We start from the raw sequence: 17,925 nt of genomic DNA on the forward strand, positions 1-17,925 counted from the left end.
CGCGGGCGGCATGGTCCTCGCGCGGGTCGTATGATGGCTCAGGCTGCTTGCGCGACCTCGCCGTCAGGTTCCGGGGTTTCCGCAGCGGGCTCCGCCTCATCAAAGGCGAGACCGGCCGTCTGCATCATGGGCGGACACCAGGCGGCCACGGCAGCGCGCTGCGCGTCCGTGAGTGTGGCGAAGGGTTCGGCGAAGAGCTTGTCGCAGAAGGCGACGATCTCCTTCTTGCTTGAGGAGGCCAGCGTCACCGCCTCCTGGGCCAGACCCAGATCCTCGCCCAGAATCTTCAGGAGCCAGGCCTTCTTGAAACGATTGAACAGCGCCGCATTCGGCGTCCAGTGGGCGCGAATGTCGGGCATGACCTCGATCTCGAAGTCATGCATCAGGCTGTCGCGCAGCTGGTCCCGCGCGAAGCAAGACTGCGTGGTGCTGGCGGTCGCATAGGCCACGACCTTGGCCTTTTCCCCTGCTTCCAGCGCGCGAAACGCCGCGAACTGATCGGCGGGCGAGCGGCTGTCATCGAGCCACGAGAGGTCCAGCAAATCATGCGCCGCCGCCACCTGCTCGAGCGAGGTCTCGTCGATCTCGTCCATCTTGGCGTGGGTGCGGTATTCCATGCGGGCCTCGACCTTGATCGCCTGCGTGACACTCATGCCGTTGGCCAGAACGTCACTGACCAGCTTGAAGAGCGTCAGATCGAGTGTGGCCTCGGGATGCAGCGCCATCGCGGCCCCCAATGCCATGGCTCGCTCGGTCTTGAGGTCCTCTGCCAGCGAGGCCGGGTAGCTGATTTCGCCGGCGTCAGAGGTCTCCTCCCCCGTTGGGTTGCTTGAAGAGCCACGCGCGCCCTCCTCTTTCACAACGTCCTCCGAGCGCACGAGGCCCACATGGAGCGTGATCTTACCGCTCGACCACGAGGCAATCACACCGGCGCGGGCCAGGTCCTCGGCGCTATAAGCCTCCTGCAGGTCGCGGGCTTCCTCTTCCAGAGCGTCCACGCGCTCGTAAAGGGCATTGTAGGCACTGTCCTCGAGCCCTTCATCCTCCATCTCGAGCTGCAATTTCTCAAGCTCGGCGGTGATCTCATCCACGCGCTTTTGGGCGGCCTCATCCGGATCGATCGGGCCGGGATAGACGCGGCCGTAGTCGGCCATGGTCGCGTAATCATAGCGCACCATCGCATCGGCCCAGGCAAAGCCCAGCCTCACACGGGCCTCCTCGGCGGCGGCCCTGAGCTTTTCGAGCAGAATGGTCTCGACCAGCGCCGCATCCTCGAGCACGGAATGCTCTTCCAGAAGGTCAGCCGCGATCGCGCCGCCGCGTGCCTCATAGTCCGCGCGCACGAAAGCCCCGATATCGTCGCTGACCTGCACGCCGCGGGATTTGAGAGCCTGTCGGACGGTATAGGCCTGCAGATAGCCGTCGTCTTTCGTGAGCGCCTCGAAGACCTCGCGCTGCACCCCCTGGCTCGGGTGCTCTGCAAAGGCCTTCATCGTGTCGAGGGTGATCGACTTGGCCCGGGCCGCCGCGCGGATATCGGGGTGGATCAGCCCGTAGCGCAGACGGCCTTTCACAGCGGCGACGGTTGTGCCGAAGGTCTTTGCGATCGTCTCGGGCGTCTGGCCGTCGACCTCCATCATCTGGGCAAAGGCCTCGAACTCGTCGAGCGCATTCATCGGTGCCTGGGTGATGTTCTCGGCGAGCGACAGCGCCGTGGTGACGTCGCAGTCGTCAGGGACAAGGCGGCAGTCGGCCTTGGTTTTCGCGGTGAACCCCTTGGTGGACTTGTCGGCGATCAGTTCCTTCAGCGCGGCATGGCGTCGGCCACCGGCCAGCACGGCGTATTTGCCCTCGAGCTTCTGGACCAGGAGCGGCTGGAGCAGGCCCAGCACAGAGATGCTGGCCTTCAGATTGGCGATGTTCTCGGCATCATAGGTTTCCGGGGAGTTGCTGCGCACATTGGCGGGATGCGGGACCAGATCGCTGATCGCGACGGTGAGAGGGGCAAAGCTTGTGGTCATGGGATATCCTTCCAGGTGGGTGAGATGCGGCCCGCGCGCTTGCGCGTGACCAATCCCCGGCTTCAGGGATCACCATGACAAAAGGCCCACTTTCCCTTTGAGGGGTCAGTGGGCCTTCATCGCCTCGGGTTTCAGGAGGGGGTGTCCCCTGCCCTACCAGTCGAGCGCCAACATGATGGTCAGCACGCGCATGGTGGTGGCGGGGTTGTCCGGGGTCTCAGCCCCGTAGCGGAAATCTGAGTCTGCTTCATAGAGATCGATTTTCCAGAACACGGTCTCGCCGCGGATCTCGACCGCCCCGAAATCATGCCAGCCTTCGGGATCATTCTCGGGCTCGAACGTGGCAAACTCACCGGTGGCCTTGACCGCCTCGGCCATGAAGCCATCACCGGCCTCCATGAGCGAGCGGGTGACATGCATGCGACCCTGGATGGGCTGCGCGGGCGGCACTCCAAGGCACGCGAGCTTGCGAAACGCGTCGTTCTGCGCGGCGATCACACTCGGATCCGGGCGGTCTGGCTGGGGTTGAACGGTCATGGGGCTCTCCTTTGAAAAGTTGAAACACCCTTCCCAAAGCCTTCTTTCCCTTTTGCCGACGCACAATCCTCAAGCGGCCTCGGCGGCCTCACCTGCCCTGCCCGCCTCCGATCTGGCAATCAGGTAATCGCAGGCACGTTGCGCATCAGCGGCGTGGCGGAAGATGGCGCCCTTGTCCGAGCGCAGAACGCGCAACCAATTGTAGAGATACGCCACGTTCATCTCGAGCGTATGCGCGGTGAAACCGAGCGTCTGGCCAAGGAAAACCGAGGTCAGCTCGGCGACGATTTCTTCGCGGGCATAGGCCGTGTTGCCGAAGCGTGACAAACCGTAGTCCCGGTTCAGCCGATGGCGCGCCTTGGTGGCATGGGCCAGCTCATGCGCCCAGACCCCGTAGAAATTGCGCGGATCGTGGAACCGCGCAATCGACGGCATGAAGACCTTATCCACGGGCGGCAGATAGTAGGCATCCGTCCCCGTGAAGATGGTCGTGATGTCGATGGCGTCGAAAAACGCCTGCATATGCGGGATAGGCTTGGACGGCGGATGCTCGGGCGCTGGCTCGGGGTCCGGATAGAAGCTGTCCGGCAGGCCCTCGATCTGGCAGGCATTGAACACGCGGTAGGATTTCTGGAAGCGGAAAACGCGACCCTCTTCGGAGCGATCATCGGTCTCCCCCTGATCATCCTCACTGCCGGCGTCTTTCCGGCTTTGACCGTAATAGACAACGACAGAAGATTTTTCGCCCCTGCAAACCTTTGCATCCAAAGCATTGGCCTGCGGAAGCGTCATCCAGAAGGGCGAGCTGTGGCCCGCCAGCACGGTCCTCAAGGTCAACAGAAAGTTGTTTACGCCCTGATAGGGCTCACCGCCCACGCGCAGGGGACGAGAGCTGCCACCAGCGGTCCAGGGCTTGCGCCATGGCAGAACGCCGCGCTCGATGATGCGGATGATTTCGTTCGTGATGACCTCGGAGGCATCGAACTTGGGCGTGCGGGATCGGGCCATGGCTGGCATCCTTTCGAGTTTTGGTGAGAAAGACAGACCGGAACCCGGCCCGGACCCATCTGAGGGACCCCCAAGGCCCCTCATCCGTCAGTCACAAAACCCGAAGAACACTTTCCTTTTCCGCCAGCCCGGAGGCACAGGCCGAGGACTTCCGAGGCCGACAAACCGATGTTCATCTTCATTGCACTCAGCACCTCAAGATCGGCAACGCACATCGGCAAAGACGTGTTTACACCTGCTGATTATCGCTTTTTTTCAATCCTTTAGGTTTATTTACAGACTGGCAAGCCTCACCGACGCTTGTCTGATACTTGCTTGGAGTCGGCGTCTGGGGCTTCGCCTGTGACAAGCCTCTTTATGTCGCTGTCAGAGAATAACTGGTGCTACGTCCACCGGCTTCATCTTTCTCAAGAGCTCCCAAGTCGATTAGATCGAGGATGTCGCGATATGCCGTGTCTTGTGAGCACTTTTCGATCTTCGCATATTTCGACGTCGTTAGCTTTCCTTCGAACCCATCCAAAAGGCGGTTGAGCATGTCCCGTTGGCGATCGTTTATGTTGGCTGTTCCGTGTTGCTCCCAGAACCGTGCCTTCTGGAACACGGCCTCAAGAATGATTTCTGCGCCATCGAATGCACGATCCAGGCAATCCAGGAACCAAACGAGCCACGCCGTGACATCAAGCCCCCCTTTTTGGGTCGTCTCGAGCATATCGTAATAAGCGCTGCGCTCTTGCCGGATCTGGGTCGACATGCTGTAGAACCGCTGTGAGCTGCGTTCGGATCGCGCCAACGCCATATCCGCGATCGCGCGCGCAATGCGCCCATTGCCATCATCGAACGGGTGGATGGTGACAAACCACAGATGGGCGATGGCGGCATGAATGACGGGATCCGTTTTGGGTGTCTGGTTAAACCAGGACAGAAACCGAGTCATCTCCGCGTGGAGCCGCGCGGCTTCAGGCGCCTCAAAGTGCACCCGTTCGCGGCCATAGGGTCCTGATACAACCTCCATGGGGCCATCACGCCACTTTCCTACCCTGATCCGGGTCATTCCGCTTCGCCCAGTCGGAAAGAGGGCCGCATGCCAGCCGAACAGACGCTCAGCATCCAGTTGCTGGTCAAACGCCTGGGTCGCGTCCAACATCATCTCGACGACCCCGTCAACATGGCGATCAGACGGGATCAGCCCGCCAATTTCGAGACCCAAGCGCTTTGCGATTGACGATCGAACCTGATCCTTGTCGAGCGTCTCCCCCTCAATCTCGCTGCTCTTGACGACATCACTGGTGAGTGTTCTAAGCATTGCCTCGTTGCGAAGATCGAAGCCAAGACCCTCCATGCGCCCCAAGAGCTTGCCTTGACGGTGACGGACCGCAGCAAGTTGTGAAGACAGTATGGCCTTGTCCCAGGTAAACTTCGGCCAATCAGGGATCTCGTGAATGTAGGTCATATTTTACGCATTCCTTGCGGAGATTATACCGCTTTATATCCGCAAGGCAACAATATGCACCGCAAAAATTGCGGAGAATACAGGCGGTAATCTCCCCATGCCCCACCTGGAACTTGGACCGCGGGACAACTGCTTGCGCATTGCTTCACGCCGCCTGTCCGCCCAGCCGGCCATAGAAACTGCGCTCGAGATGCAGCTCCCCTGCCCCGGCCTTCTCGACCATACCGCGCAGATATCCGCCCGGAGACGCCACTTCTCCGGCGCAATGCTTGTCAAACGTGAGAACCAACGCCGCGGTCGCGATCTGAGGCCCAAGCCGGTCCTGAGCGAGGTTCCAAGCGTGCTCTGAGACGCCGATCATCGGCCTCAACTGCCCAGCAACCCGGTGCAGATCGCCCCAATCCTTCAGAAACCCGCCCATATTGCGTGCCCAGGACGCGAATTCAGGACAAGCTTGCATCACAGTCGGCAAATCAAGCGCCGTACCACGTTTTTTACGTGTTTCAGCCACCCAATCTTCGAGCTCCCTATCCACCTTCTCTTCCGGTGGCGCATTTGGCACCACGGCCGCCACTTGCTCAGTTTCTGAGCGATTACAGGTTACAGGATTTAGTTGAGTTGTAGTTAGTATATGGGGTTCAGAAATGACCTCCCTGGGGTCCAATTCTTGAGTCACTTTAGGCCTTTGTTCGGTCGTTACGGGCGTGTTTTCCACAACCTCATCCGCGCGAACCGCTTTGAGATAGGCTGCCTCGACGCGCTCCTGGAGTTCCCTGAACCACTCCAGAAGCCGCGCAAGCATCCCAGAGGCCGTGTTCCGGCGTGGCAGGCGGCCCAAGAGATCCTCAAATAGGCCTGTGAGCTGCGTCCAGGGACCTCTCAGAGCGCCGCTGAGGGCCGCGTCGATCCTCGCGCGGATCATCCGGCGCGCAACTGTGATCTGGCGCTTCAGGCGCTGGCAGAGTTCACGCTCGGCCTGCAGTTCAGCATGTAGCTGCCCAAACTCTTCGGCACGAGCCGACAGCGGCGACAAATCAAAGCCATAGGCCTCAATGATACGACCGTCAGCGTCTCTGTGGCCCCACCTCTTGCCATTTGGGCTGTCCTTGAAGGCAATCACGCCGATCTCGGCCAGACGCCGCGCATGGCGCTTGAGCGCGGAGAGCGAAAAGCCTGTGTGCTCCATCAGATAGGCGTTGGACGCCCAGACGATCGGACGCTGTCCCTCCTCCCAGTCCTGGGCCTGTGTGAAGGCTCCAAGCGTGTCGAGAAGCAGCATGTCGCCAGCCTTGAGGCCAATATGTGCGCCAACGCGTTTCACGGCGACAAAGGCCTGTGACTTGGGAACGGCTGCTCTTTCACCAGCCTGTGCGTGCTGTTCAGCGACCGCGAGTCCGGCCGTCGCTTTGCGCCACCCCGAGGGTTGGCTGATATTGGACATACCTCCACCCTTCTGAGGCATGACTGTCCCAGTCGCTCCGTGCGGAGCATCATTGAATTTCTTCATTTTTTATCTAGGCACAGAAAACCTGTTCGCCCGAAGACGTTTTTCGTTGTTTAGCGATTCGCGGGCTGCTAGGATTGTAGTGTCAAAACAAATCGCGCCTTGTGCGCAGCAGCCCTCGGGACTTCGGTTTCGAGGGTTTTTCTTTTGTGCCGTCCTCCTTTCTGCTCAGTGCCTCCGTCTTGACGGTTAACAGTTGTTAACCGCCGCTATCCTTCGTGGCTCTCTGATTGGAACCGATCGAAGGATTCTTGAATGAGCTGGTCCAGGTTCTGATCCAGCCAATTCGCGAATCTTGTGTTCTCCCCTACCCGCTTTACGGTCACTGAGAGCCCCGATTTTCCACTCTTGATCTGCACACCGGGAACGGGCGAGCGCTCTTCGACAGATCGCTCCTGCTTGCCTCGTTTGCCAATTTCTTTGAGGACGAGGTCCAGCCGCCCGTCGGAATCAAGGGCACCAGATTGACCAAGCACATCCAACACACGCTCCTCCGAAAGTTGGTCCTTCTCGAACGCTGTAGCGAGGGTCGTCCATTTGGGACGCCCTGCGCCCGGGGCCGCGCCGATGCCTTCACCAACCGCAACGGGCACAAGCCGATTGATGCGTTCAAGCTGTGAAAGAGTGTTCTTACTGATCGCCAAAGCTTGGCATGCTTCCGCGCGCGAGTATCCCTGCTCGAGGATCGCCTGTGCGAACCGAACACGTTCATAGTAGCTTAGCTCCGCACGGCCGGCATTCTCGAGCCCCTTCGCCATGAGGGCATCGGTATCATCGAGCGTGCGGATCAGAGCCCGCACCGGCATGCCTAGATGGCGGCACGCAAGTATGCGTCGCTGGCCATAGATGACTTCAAAATGACCGTCACGATCCTTTGAGGGACGCAGAAGCACTGGAACTTGCTGTCCCGACTCAGCGATACTGTTGGCGAGGTCCTGAATGGATTCATTTGGCGCATCACTGTTAACAGCTGTTAACTCGATATCCATCCGATCCTTCGGGCCCCAGGCGAGAATCAAGTTGGTGTCGATTTCCTGAATGCCCCCGAGGCCTGCACGAACCGAACCGATAGTCCCCTTCGGCAAGGTCCGATGGGCCCGGTCGGACGCACCCTCCTTCGATGCTTCGCTTGCCGCTGTGATCGCCGCCATGATACCGGTCTTATTTTTCCCCATTGCCATGACTAACGTCCCCATGCCTGTTGAAGCATCCCTGCGATTTCCGCACCTACTGCATCCATGCTGTTCTTTGCCCGATCATAGGTCGACCGCGTCATCTCGGATCGTGCAACCTCATAGATCGACATCTTCAGCATCGACGCATCGCCAATTGCCGTACTGCGCAGTCCCGTCGCCCCAACGACACGATCTTGGAACAAGGCACGCATCAAGCTCACAATCTGCTGACTGGGAATGTCGCTCGGATCGTCCCGAGTAATGAGAAAAGAGAAGAAATCATGATCGAGTTTGACGCCCGTGTCCTCGATCACCCCGAGATATGCGGACGTCATCTCGACAAACTGCTGTGTAGAGGCGAGGTCGAGCATGCTTGGCGTCATCGGCACGATGACAGAGGTCGCAGCATAAAGGCCGGTCAAAGTCAAAAACCCCAGAGCTGGCGGACTGTCGATCACCACAACATCGTAGTCGCTCTCAACGGACTGGATCGCTAGACTGAGCTTCTCAAAAAATGCGACGCCGCGCCCAGCGTTGACCGCTGTTTCAGTCTCAAACTCGCTCAGCACGAGGCGGGCAGGCGCCAAATGCAAGCCTGGGAAATAGGTTTCCACGACAGCTTCAGACATCGGTACTGGATCGTCATAACGCAGTGCGTCGTAAATCGAGGCTCCCTCAAACTCCAGTTCAGTTTGAATCCCGCAAAAGCCTGTGAGGCTCCCTTGTGGGTCCAAGTCAATCGCCAACACCCGGTAGCCACTCAAAGCAAGGTAGTGACACAGATGGATCGCGGAGGTGGACTTTGCAGATCCACCTTTGAAGTTCATCAGCTGAATGACCTGAAGCTTGTCACCCTCGCGACGCCCAGGAAGATACTTGCCCGGCTTTCGAGAGCTTGCCTCTAGGAAATGGCGCGCTTGCAGGATTTCTTCCCCGGAATAAAAGCGCCGTCCGTTCTTGATGACTTCCGGCTCCGGCAACGACCCATCGCTATGGCACTTGCGCAAGAATTGTCCGGTTACGCCGAGTAGGTCAGCAGTCTCTGTTGCGCTGAATAGTCTCAAATTTTTTCGCTGATCGGGCGCGTAGGCCTGTTGAAGATGCGTCGTGAGCGCCGTGTGTAGACGCGCGGCCATCTGGCTTGTAAGCTCGGATTGGGACGCCGCTTCGATGGGTGCCGTCTGAAACATAGTTGCAATTTCTCTGCTCGAACGCGCTTATTTGCGCAACTTGACTCTAATGGCCGTGATTCACCCTGTTAAGTCAAGGATTTTATCCACAAATTGTGCTGTTGAACCAAAGCGCTACTAGGGAAGCCACGCACCTTCCCGAGTTAACAGCTGTTAACAGCACTCACAAACTGGTGGTTCACAAGTGCATCTTGCGCCGACTAGATATCGCTGAGGCCCGGTTTCACATAGGTGTCTCGACCAAAATCCGGCTAGCGAGAGATACCGTGAACCCAGATCGGATCAGACAACGCGCCTACAGACCGACGGCAAATCCATGACCCTATCGGATCAAATTCATAGTTGTATTGATACTAAAGTCCTGAGGCCAGACGATCAGATAGCGGCGCTGCCTTGGAACCTATGGTCAAAGCACTGTCATCTCTGAAGCGTCAATGATCCTCGGCAGGGTAGGGGGCATCGCGATAGCTCGCTTCGCGGAAGCAGTATCCGGCACAAAGCACGGCGTAGACAGGACAATGCCTTAAACGAAGCAAAGCTTACTTATTGATAGTTTTAAGCATACACGGATGTTTATCCATACCTGAGAGGACACCATGCGAGTTGCCATATGGGGAAGCTCCCTTGCCGTCCGGCTACCCACGGGTCTTGTGCGGGAACTGGGCCTAAAGGCCGGCGACCATATCGACCTGGTAAAGGGAGACGGAACCATTCTGGTCAGGCGCCAACCTAGCGCCGATGAAGTCCTGCCAGGGTTAAGGCGATTTCGCGGGAAACTGCCCAAGGACGTGCGTCTAAGCCGCGACGCCGCGCATGAACGCTGACTTCGCAGACACAAATATCGTGCTCTACGTGTTTGACGATGGTCAAAAGGCTGAGAGAGCAGTGGAAATTCTGGGGCAGGGACCTCGGACAAGCGCCCAGATCCTCAACGAAGCGATGGTCAGTTGTCGGCGGAAAACTCGGCTCAGCTAGGAAGATACCGGAGCGCTTCTTGAGGGTATGAAGTCCTAGTGGCCTTTCGTGGACATAACGGCTCAAACCCATCAAGTGGGTCGCGAGCTGGCAGAAAATTAAGAGAAATCGGTCTATGACACGATGATCATATCTGCCGCACTGATCGCCGGCTGCACGATCCTGTGGAGCGAGGACTTGTACGACGTGTTGCTTATCGAAAGCCGGCTGTGCGTCGTCAATCCACTTACCTGACCAGCAAACCAAGTCGCTCCGCTCGTTCGAGCAACATCTTGACGGAGGATGGTTGCCAGCTTGTTCTTCCACGTGGTGTACGCTCACGCATCGACTCCAGTCGATCACAGATCGCCTGAAGCGTGATGTCTGGGTCCGCGCCCTTGATGCCGGCCACGATGGCAGGCAGGCGATCGTCGGTTTCGCGGCGTCCGGCCCGGCCTAGCACCTCGGCAGGAAGGAACCCGTCGCGCACATATGCCTTCACAGCGCGGAGCAGTCGGCTTCGTGTCCAATAGCGATCTGGGGGCAGGGGGCCATTGATGATCCGCAGCAGGTCTTCCCAGGCCATATCCGGCCGCAAGCGGCGCACATGGGGCACCCAATCCTGCGCGGTCTCGTTGAGGCGCTCCATGTAGCCGTCCTGTCGCGCCAGCCGTACCTTGCGCAGCGCAGCGGGATCCTTGGCGCGTAGCCCAGGATTGCCACCAACGCGCCCTTTGGCGCGCGCAGAGGCAAGCCCGGCCTGAGTGCGCTCACGTATCAGCGCGCGTTCGAACTCGGCTGCGGCGCCCAGAACCTGCAACGTGAACTTGCCCTGCGGGGATGCGGTGTCGATGGGGTCCTGCAGGGAGCGGAAGAAGGCGCCCTTGGCCTCCAGCCGTTCGATCACCTCGAGAAGGTGCGACAAAGACCGTGCGAGCCGGTCGATCCGTACGACGACCAGCGTGTCGCCTTGGCCGATGCGCTCCAACACTCGCGCAAGCACTGGCCGGGCACGATTGCCGCCTGAGGCGTGCTCTTCGAAGATCTCAACGCATCCCGCAGTTTGCAGGGCCTCAGACTGGGGCAGAGGGGTCTGATCCTCTGTCGACACGCGGGCGTAGCCTATAAGGGGCATGAAAATGGGCCGTTTGCAATTTAATGTATCGCTATTAAACGACCGATTGATGGCGCATTCACAGACCCGCGGCCTTGGTCAAGTTCACCCGGAATCGATCACGGCGACGTTGGTAACGGCGAGTCATCTCGGCAGATGCGTGGCCGAGGTGTTTCTGAACGTAGCGCTCATCTACTTCGGCGTTACTGGCCAGGCCAGCGCGCAGCGAATGGCCAGAGAACAATGCGAGACGTTCCTTTTCGGGCAAGTCTGATCGGATGCCAGCATCCAGTACCGTCTGCTTGATCAAACGGGCGACGTGCTTGTCACTTAGCCGCGCCTCCAAGGCCTTCGTACCGTCACGGGACGTACGGACGAACACCGGCCCAAAATCGATCTTGGCAAAATGCAGCCATTGTTCCAGCGCCTGTACAGGACAGGTTTGATCATTTGAGCCCCTACCGATTTCCACTTCGCGCCAGCCTGTTTTGGCGTTGAGCGTGAGGAGGACGCCCTCTTCGAGAATCTCGATCCAACCGCCGCTGTCCGGTGTATCATCCTTGCAGACGTCCAGGCTTACAATCTCGGAGCGTCTAAGCCCGCCAGCATAGCCCAGAAGCAGGATCGCCCGGTCGCGCAGACCGCGCAGATCGAAGGGCAGGGTGGCCACCATCGCCAGGATGTCCTCGGCCAGGATCGCCTCCTTCTGCACCGGCGGGCGCGCATGTTTGCGTTTGACCCCCGCCAGCACAGTGGCGATGTGGCGGTTTTTGCGATCCAGCGTGAAGCTCCGCTGGGCAAAGTTCCAGGCGAGACCGGAAAGGCGTCTGTCGATTGTACTGACGGAAAATGAGGTTGCCTGATCGGCCAGATAGAGACCAATCATCTCAGGCGAGGGGGGCAAAGGCTCTGTCCCTTTCAGCCGGCACCAGCGCGTGAAGTGTTTCCAATCGGCGGCATAGGCACGGCTGGTGTTCTCGGCAGTCGACGCCCTGGCATAATCGCGCGCGGTGTCGACCAGCCGATCAAGTGCGCCGGAGCCCGCCACCTGAGCGGGCACGGCGATTGCGCCGTCTCTTTCGTTGAGCTCGTCCTCAACGGGCGTGCTGCGGGGCGCTGAGCGCGATTTCTCGGGGTCTGCAGGGCTGTTTTTGGGTGATTTGGCCATATTCAGGAACATATCTCTATTATGTCCGATAATGCAAACTTATTGGACATAGAAATGTGCACCAGGGTGGGGCGGTTTGTACACTATCTGGTAGCGGAAAGCGCCGTCGCGAGATAGGGTTGTGGCATGACCTATGCCTCTGACAGCTTTGATACACTACCGCGCATGCCCGCCTGGGTCATGGCCAGACGCGCTGAAACCCTTGAAGATGTGGCGTTTTTGTCAGGCGCAGCGCTCAGCCACCTGCATATTGTGTTGAACCAACAAAGCGTCCCCCAAGCCTTGTTGCGGCAGCGTCTAGCGTTGCGCGCGGCGGAGGCCTGTGTGACGCATCAGGGACGTCCAGAACGGTCTGCCGAAATGCGCGATGCGATGGCGTTCCTGCAACCGGGCGACAACCCCGGACCGGCGGGGGAGATCTATCTCTCCTGGCACCGAGCGGTGGAACGTCCAGTCATGGTCAAGGTGCTTCATCGAGCCTTGCCTGAGGCGACGGCGGAGCAGATCGCAATGTGGCTCGACGGGTGCGACCCGCGCGCTGGCGGGCAGGGGGAACCGATTGCGCGCGCGGCGGCGATCTTGGAGGCTGTCCTTGCGGATCGGCCGCGCGGTTATGCGACCGCCTTGGTGCTGGCCGACGCGGCTTTGGCACAGGCGCTTGGCTGGACCCATGTAACGCCGCTCTTAGGCCCCGGTGTAAAGCGGACCGATTTGCGGAAGACGGGCGAAGAGCTGCGGTTCGCCTGTCATTGGGCAATTCGGACGGCAGCGACCGAAGCGACGCGAGGGGCCACTGATCTGTCACGCCGGGCCGCGCGGCTGCGAACGGTTGCGCCGAAGCTAAGAGCAAAGGGCGCGGACGAGGCGGTTTCGAGGTTTCTGAACTGCGATGCGGTGGCACCAACGGTGCTGACCTCGCTGCGATCTGATCGCGCGGCGCGGCGGTTCTGCGACCGGCTGGTCGCGCTTGGCGCCGTGCGCGAGCTGACCGGGCGCGACACCTTTCGGCTCTATGGCGTCTGACGATGGCCAAGGATCAGACTGATCAGGCGCTGGACCGGGAGCTGGCCGACCTGCCTGCGGAGCTGCGTTGGCGCGAGTGGATGCGCCGGATCGAGGCTGTGTTGTTTGCTTCTGCGTCGCCGGTGGCGCGTGAGGATCTAGCGAAGGTCGTGGGGCAGGGGGCTTCGGTCGAGATACTGATCGACGATCTGGCCGCCGATCTGGAAGGCCGGTCCTTCGAAGTAGCACATGTCGCTGGTGGCTGGATCATGCGCACGCGGGGCGCCTACGCGCCGACCATTCGAACGGCAGCCGACATTGGCGCGCAAGAGCTGGACCTGCGCGAGTTCGAGGTCGCCGTGCTGGCCGCCATCGCCTACCACCAACCGATCACCCGAGATGGGCTTAAGGACATCTTCGGCAAGGAGATCAGCCGCGATCTGATCGGCAGATTACATTCGCAGGGACTGATCGGGACAGGCCCACGATCCCCGCGACGTGGAGCGCCTTACACCTATGTCACCACCGAAAAGTTTCTGATCGCGTTCGATCTGGAAAGCCTGGCTGAACTCCCCGACAAAGAACAACTTGAGGACGCCGGGTTTGTGGAGATGGCACAATGACGTGTTGTCCCAGCCGAAAGTCGGTCTCGCACCTAGCCAAATCACTCGGTTCAGTTCTATTGTGAAAGCCATTGAGGTCGAAAAATGTCCAACGCAAAGCAAATTCTGTCTCTGCTACGTTCTCATGCCGAAGGTGACGAAGAACAATTTTTGTCGATCGCTTTGCAGGTCGCGGCTGCAGAAGCGCGCCAAGGTCACCGCAGCACTGCTGAAGAAATCCGCACTGCCGTAGAGACTGTGAGAGGACAACGGGGTGATCGACCGACCGTTCCGATTGCCTTTGCAAAGCCGAGAGGCGATCTCTCGTCGATCCTCGACATGCGCGATCCGCAGATCCGTGTTGATGATGTGATCCTTTCGGAGGCATTGCGGAGCCGGCTTGATGCGATCATCCGCCAACAGCAAAAGCGCACATGGTTGCGCGAACACAATCGTACGCCATCACGTAAGCTACTGCTGGCTGGCCCACCAGGTTCTGGGAAAACAATGACCTCAGAAGCCCTTGCCGGGACATTGCGCCTACCGCTGTATGTTGTTCGTCTCGAAAGCTTGATAACGCGTTTCATGGGCGAGACGGTAGCAAAACTTCGGCTTGTCTTTGACGAGACCTTGCAGCGTCGCGGTGTCTACTTATTCGATGAATTCGATGCTGTCGGTGGACATCGCGCAGCAACTAATGACGTCGCCGAAATGAGGCGAGTTCTAAACAGCTTCCTTCAATTTATGGAGGAGCCGTCAACCACCGACAGTTTGATTGTTGCTGCGACCAACCACCCGGAGCTACTCGATCGTGCCCTACAGAGGCGATTTGACGGCGTTCTTGAATTTGGGATGCCATCTGACGAACAAGTTCGTGACATTGTGCGGCGTCATATCCGACCCTTAAAATATCCGCGGATTGCTTGGAAGTCAGTTTCCAAATCGGCCAGGGGCCTCAGCCAAAGTGAAATTGCACGCGCAGCCGAAGAAGCTGTTAAAGAAGCCATTCTTTCCGAAAAAGACACCTTGAAAACAGAAAATTTGATAACGCAGATCGAAGCTCGCCAGGGCATGCGAACGGTTTTTGCAAAAGAGGGATAACCAATGCCGGATTATGATCTCCGGCACGTTGATATTTCTCATCTAGTCAGTGCCGAACGTTATAAGTCAAGAAGTTCAGGTCCACGGACCAGTTATCAGCGGGAACGCGATGCGCACGCTGATCGATTACGTGCCGAGCTGGATACCGCCTTTGGCGCTGCTGATGCGCTTCGCCCGGAAATAGCTGACCTTCCAGTAGACCAACCTCCAGGTGAAGGCGCTTACCTAGTTGTCGACTTGCATGCGTCAGGTTCCAAAACTGCCGTTGAAAGGAAGACAGAAGGAACCCGCGAGGGCACCCAAAAAGAACTGCCGACTGGAGAGCGGCAAATTGTTTTGCATGTTCCAGACAACAGCCGAGCTGTATTGCGAGCAGTTTTGGAAGACTACGGTCATGGCGACCTGACCGATAAAGGTAACCCGCCAAAAATGAGTCGTGTCGCGCCAATCGAGCGGATACGTCATGCCCAGCTACTCGATTTGTGGCGCGATGATCCAAGTGCCTTACCCTTGGAACCACAAACTCGGATGTGGTGGGGCGTTTGGTGCTGGCCTGATTGCATCGATGACGTGCGAACGTTTGCTGGCAGGCTCGGCGCAACAGTTGCGCCAGAGGACCGCTGGGTGGAGTTTCCCGAAGCGGTCGTCCTGCCAATATTTGCGCGGCGTGCGGAGATTGAACTGCTTATCTATGGAGGAGACGGCGGGATTGCTGAAATTGGCTTAGTTACAGACAACCCGTCCATCATCATGGATGATCTTGCCGACTTTCAAGATGACATGGTTGAGAATTTGGCGGCGCGCACAACTTGGCCAGGCCAGGATGCGGTCGCAGTCTGCGTGCTCGACACCGGAGCGAACCGCGCCCATCCCTTGCTCGAACCAGCACTTGTACCTGAAGACCAGCACACGATTGATCCTGCTTGGGGCGTAAGCGACCATCATTTCCAAGGCCACGGGTCTGGCATGGCAGGACTCAGCTTACACGGCGATCTAACAGTTCCACTCTCAGACTCTTCCGAGCCGGTGCTGACACATCGCTTGGAAACCGTAAATGTCATGCCTCCTGCGGAATTTCCTGCGAATGATCCCGCGAACTATGGCGCAATTACGAGCTCCGCAATTTCGCTAGCTGAGATTGAAAAGCCAGACCGATCCCGCATCATTTGCATGGCTATCACAAATGAAGATCGCCCTGGGGACCGCCCCACGCAGTGGAGCGCGTCTTTGGACAAGCTTGCGTCGGGAGCGGATCAGGCAAATGAAGAAGAAGAACCGATCAGGCGGCTGTTGATTCAGTCCATTGGCAATGTCCCGCCTTCCCCGAACTGGGCGGACATCTCTGATGCGGATCTGTTTCCGGGCGAAGACCCGTCGCAAGCGTGGAATGTGCTCAGCCTCGGCGGCATCACTTATCTCGACCAAATCCAAGATACAGGGTTTGAAGATTGGACTGTCGCAGCGTCCGTGGGGGAACCAAGTCCTTACGGTCGAAATTCAGTTGCGTGGCCTGATACTTCTGCGCCAATCAAGCCTGATATTGTGTTTGAGGCCGGTAATCGTGCGCTAAGTGAACACGAGCCTGTTATGGACGGATTGCCGTCTCTTTCTGTTTTAACGACAGGCAAAGGTGGTGTTGAGGGACCTTTGTCCCCTTTTTGGGCGACGAGCGCTGCCACAGCACAATCTGCGCGTATGGCCGCACGCTTGTCTGCGTATTATCCCGAATATTGGCCTGAAACTGTTCGCGCCTTAGTGGCCCATAGCGCCAGATGGTCACCGCATATGTTGGCGGGACTGGAAGGTGCCGAAAACCTTACAGCGCGTAAACCACTTCGGCGGAAGTACGGATACGGCGCACCGGAATTGGCGTGGGCATTAAATTCAGCGCAAAGTGATCTGGCCTTTGTCGCCCAAGCCCATATCCAACCGTTTCAAAGAGCAAATGGGCAAGTGAGTTTTGGGCAGGCGCACTATTATGATCTTCCCTGGCCACGCGATACCCTTGAAGTCTTGGAAAATACGACAGTCAAATTACGCGTCGCATTGTCTTATTTCATTGAGCCCAATCCAACTTCAGCGGCGACCATTGATCCTGCTCGATATCGCTCGTTCGGACTACGCTTTGATCTCAAGCGTTCTCGAGAGGGTGACGCTCGGTTCCGGGCACGTACCAATGCTGCACTTGGCGCGGGAGGAGCTGGTGGCGATCCGAACGACAAATGGCTTTTTGGCCCAAAGTCGATTGCAGCTGGGTCGCTACATGTAGACGTTTGGGAGGGCCCAGCGATTGAATTGGCTGCACGTGACCAGATTTGCATATTTCCAGTTACGGGGTGGTGGCGTGAACGGCCGTCTCTTGGAATGGTCAACCGCAAGACACGATACGCATTGGTGCTAAGTCTTGAGTCCCCAGACGTCGAGGTTGATCTATACACCGAAGTTGAACAGGTCTTGGCGATTCAGACCGGAGTGGAAGTTGGGGTGTAGCGCCTAGTTGATCATTGCTTTCTCATTCGACTCGAGCTCGCTTGTCGTATGGAAAAACCTGACTCAACCACTCGCTGCCATTAGTACCTACGACGGAATTGCCGATCGATACCCGTCATCCGAAGCCTCCAGGTTGCGAGCTGACCGCTTATGCCAAAGGCCTCAGCAATTTGGTCATCATCAAGTCCCCGCTTTCGCAAGGCGATCAAACCGTCGCGGGGTGCTAACATTGCGCCAGACAACCAATCAGCTTCGTCTTCAAGTTCTTTTGGATAGTCACTCAGAAGCAAAAGGCCATTTTCAAATTCGTCGACGCGACTTGGTCTATGCTTCAACTCAAGATGCGCCCATTCATGCATGATAGTGTTTGCTTGTCTGGCAGCAGAGCGAGTGTTGTTGATGACAATGACCGTGCAGTCACCTTCCTTAATCGTAACAGCATCCCAGCTATCTGGATCAGAGACGGTTAATTGGGTAAGGTGCGAGACGTCCAATTCTGGTACATCTTGAGGTGTCCACACAAGACATCCCTTAGACTGAACAAGGGCGATGGGATCGATAGCGGTGTCACTACGGACGCCTAGCCGATCTCGTGTCTCAAGCGACAGT

15 protein-coding genes are annotated in these 17,925 nt (G+C 58.1%); 5 read left to right on the forward strand and 10 right to left on the reverse strand.

From position 1 onward, the window contains the following. Positions 1 to 38: 38 nt before the first annotated feature. From L1065_RS12990 to repA, 7 genes are all read right to left on the reverse strand, one after another. A complete protein-coding gene (locus L1065_RS12990; RefSeq protein ID WP_237095932.1) occupies positions 39 to 2,021 on the reverse strand; it encodes a ParB/RepB/Spo0J family partition protein in 1,983 nt (660 codons plus the stop codon). A gap of 153 nt (positions 2,022 to 2,174) precedes the next feature. After that, complete coding sequence (locus L1065_RS12995) at positions 2,175 to 2,558, reverse strand: DUF3768 domain-containing protein (protein WP_237095933.1); 384 nt, start codon at positions 2,556 to 2,558, stop codon at positions 2,175 to 2,177. 69 nt (positions 2,559 to 2,627) lie between these two features. Next, positions 2,628 to 3,566, reverse strand: a complete 939-nt coding sequence (locus tag L1065_RS13000; protein ID WP_237095934.1) for an ArdC family protein — start codon at positions 3,564 to 3,566, stop codon at positions 2,628 to 2,630. Positions 3,567 to 3,921: 355 nt separating this feature from the next. Next, positions 3,922 to 5,016, reverse strand: a complete 1,095-nt coding sequence (locus L1065_RS13005; RefSeq protein ID WP_237095935.1) for a Fic family protein — start codon at positions 5,014 to 5,016, stop codon at positions 3,922 to 3,924. 145 nt (positions 5,017 to 5,161) lie between these two features. Then, positions 5,162 to 6,457 (reverse strand): plasmid replication protein RepC, encoded by a 1,296-nt coding sequence (repC, locus tag L1065_RS13010; RefSeq protein ID WP_237095936.1) that lies wholly within the window; start codon positions 6,455 to 6,457, stop codon positions 5,162 to 5,164. 272 nt (positions 6,458 to 6,729) lie between these two features. Next, positions 6,730 to 7,701, reverse strand: a complete 972-nt coding sequence (gene repB, locus L1065_RS13015) for a plasmid partitioning protein RepB (RefSeq protein ID WP_237095937.1) — start codon at positions 7,699 to 7,701, stop codon at positions 6,730 to 6,732. A 2-nt stretch (positions 7,702 to 7,703) separates the two neighbouring features. Continuing rightward, complete coding sequence (gene repA / locus L1065_RS13020; RefSeq protein WP_237095938.1) at positions 7,704 to 8,885, reverse strand: plasmid partitioning protein RepA; 1,182 nt, start codon at positions 8,883 to 8,885, stop codon at positions 7,704 to 7,706. 596 nt (positions 8,886 to 9,481) lie between these two features. Between repA and L1065_RS13025 the strand changes: the two genes are divergently transcribed. Continuing rightward, positions 9,482 to 9,709 (forward strand): AbrB/MazE/SpoVT family DNA-binding domain-containing protein, encoded by a 228-nt coding sequence (locus L1065_RS13025; protein WP_237095939.1) that lies wholly within the window; start codon positions 9,482 to 9,484, stop codon positions 9,707 to 9,709. 377 nt (positions 9,710 to 10,086) lie between these two features. Here the strand turns inward: L1065_RS13025 and L1065_RS13030 are convergent, their stop codons facing one another. Then, positions 10,087 to 10,974: a recombinase family protein gene (locus L1065_RS13030; RefSeq protein ID WP_237095940.1), complete on the reverse strand. Its 888-nt coding sequence runs from the start codon at positions 10,972 to 10,974 to the stop codon at positions 10,087 to 10,089. 58 nt (positions 10,975 to 11,032) lie between these two features. After that, entirely contained in the window at positions 11,033 to 12,133 is a 1,101-nt protein-coding gene (locus L1065_RS13035; RefSeq protein WP_237095941.1) for a tyrosine-type recombinase/integrase, read from the reverse strand. A 114-nt stretch (positions 12,134 to 12,247) separates the two neighbouring features. Between L1065_RS13035 and L1065_RS13040 the strand changes: the two genes are divergently transcribed. The 4 genes from L1065_RS13040 to L1065_RS13055 all read left to right on the forward strand — a co-directional run bounded on the left by L1065_RS13040 (position 12,248) and on the right by L1065_RS13055 (position 17,316). Next, on the forward strand, positions 12,248 to 13,144 hold the full coding sequence (locus L1065_RS13040; RefSeq protein WP_237095942.1) for a DUF1403 family protein: 897 nt from the start codon (positions 12,248 to 12,250) through the stop codon (positions 13,142 to 13,144). 2 nt (positions 13,145 to 13,146) lie between these two features. Continuing rightward, positions 13,147 to 13,746, forward strand: a complete 600-nt coding sequence (locus L1065_RS13045; protein ID WP_237095943.1) for an SMC-Scp complex subunit ScpB — start codon at positions 13,147 to 13,149, stop codon at positions 13,744 to 13,746. Between the two features lie 84 nt (positions 13,747 to 13,830). Continuing rightward, positions 13,831 to 14,826, forward strand: coding sequence for an AAA family ATPase (locus tag L1065_RS13050; protein WP_237095944.1), 996 nt, complete (start codon positions 13,831 to 13,833; stop codon positions 14,824 to 14,826). Between the two features lie 3 nt (positions 14,827 to 14,829). Continuing rightward, positions 14,830 to 17,316, forward strand: coding sequence for a S8 family peptidase (locus tag L1065_RS13055; RefSeq protein ID WP_237095945.1), 2,487 nt, complete (start codon positions 14,830 to 14,832; stop codon positions 17,314 to 17,316). An 80-nt stretch (positions 17,317 to 17,396) separates the two neighbouring features. Here L1065_RS13055 and L1065_RS15850 read toward each other — a convergent pair whose 3' ends face one another. Beyond that, positions 17,397 to 17,837 (reverse strand): ImmA/IrrE family metallo-endopeptidase, encoded by a 441-nt coding sequence (locus L1065_RS15850; protein ID WP_237095946.1) that lies wholly within the window; start codon positions 17,835 to 17,837, stop codon positions 17,397 to 17,399. Positions 17,838 to 17,925: the final 88 nt, after the last annotated feature.

Source organism: Nereida sp. MMG025 (assembly GCF_021654165.1).
Taxonomy (GTDB): Bacteria; Pseudomonadota; Alphaproteobacteria; order Rhodobacterales; family Rhodobacteraceae; genus Nereida.

Bases quoted from the DNA above. Each gene is read 5' to 3' on its own strand.
- L1065_RS12990 (WP_237095932.1), bottom strand. From the start codon at position 2,021: ATGACCACAAGCTTTGCCCCTCTCACCGTCGCGATCAGCGATCTGGTC.
- L1065_RS12995 (WP_237095933.1), bottom strand. From the start codon at position 2,558: ATGACCGTTCAACCCCAGCCAGACCGCCCGGATCCGAGTGTGATCGCC.
- L1065_RS13000 (WP_237095934.1), bottom strand. From the start codon at position 3,566: ATGGCCCGATCCCGCACGCCCAAGTTCGATGCCTCCGAGGTCATCACG.
- L1065_RS13005 (WP_237095935.1), bottom strand. From the start codon at position 5,016: ATGACCTACATTCACGAGATCCCTGATTGGCCGAAGTTTACCTGGGAC.
- repC (WP_237095936.1), bottom strand. From the start codon at position 6,457: ATGTCCAATATCAGCCAACCCTCGGGGTGGCGCAAAGCGACGGCCGGA.
- repB (WP_237095937.1), bottom strand. From the start codon at position 7,701: ATGGCAATGGGGAAAAATAAGACCGGTATCATGGCGGCGATCACAGCG.
- repA (WP_237095938.1), bottom strand. From the start codon at position 8,885: ATGTTTCAGACGGCACCCATCGAAGCGGCGTCCCAATCCGAGCTTACA.
- L1065_RS13025 (WP_237095939.1), top strand. From the start codon at position 9,482: ATGCGAGTTGCCATATGGGGAAGCTCCCTTGCCGTCCGGCTACCCACG.
- L1065_RS13030 (WP_237095940.1), bottom strand. From the start codon at position 10,974: ATGCCCCTTATAGGCTACGCCCGCGTGTCGACAGAGGATCAGACCCCT.
- L1065_RS13035 (WP_237095941.1), bottom strand. From the start codon at position 12,133: ATGTTCCTGAATATGGCCAAATCACCCAAAAACAGCCCTGCAGACCCC.
- L1065_RS13040 (WP_237095942.1), top strand. From the start codon at position 12,248: ATGACCTATGCCTCTGACAGCTTTGATACACTACCGCGCATGCCCGCC.
- L1065_RS13045 (WP_237095943.1), top strand. From the start codon at position 13,147: ATGGCCAAGGATCAGACTGATCAGGCGCTGGACCGGGAGCTGGCCGAC.
- L1065_RS13050 (WP_237095944.1), top strand. From the start codon at position 13,831: ATGTCCAACGCAAAGCAAATTCTGTCTCTGCTACGTTCTCATGCCGAA.
- L1065_RS13055 (WP_237095945.1), top strand. From the start codon at position 14,830: ATGCCGGATTATGATCTCCGGCACGTTGATATTTCTCATCTAGTCAGT.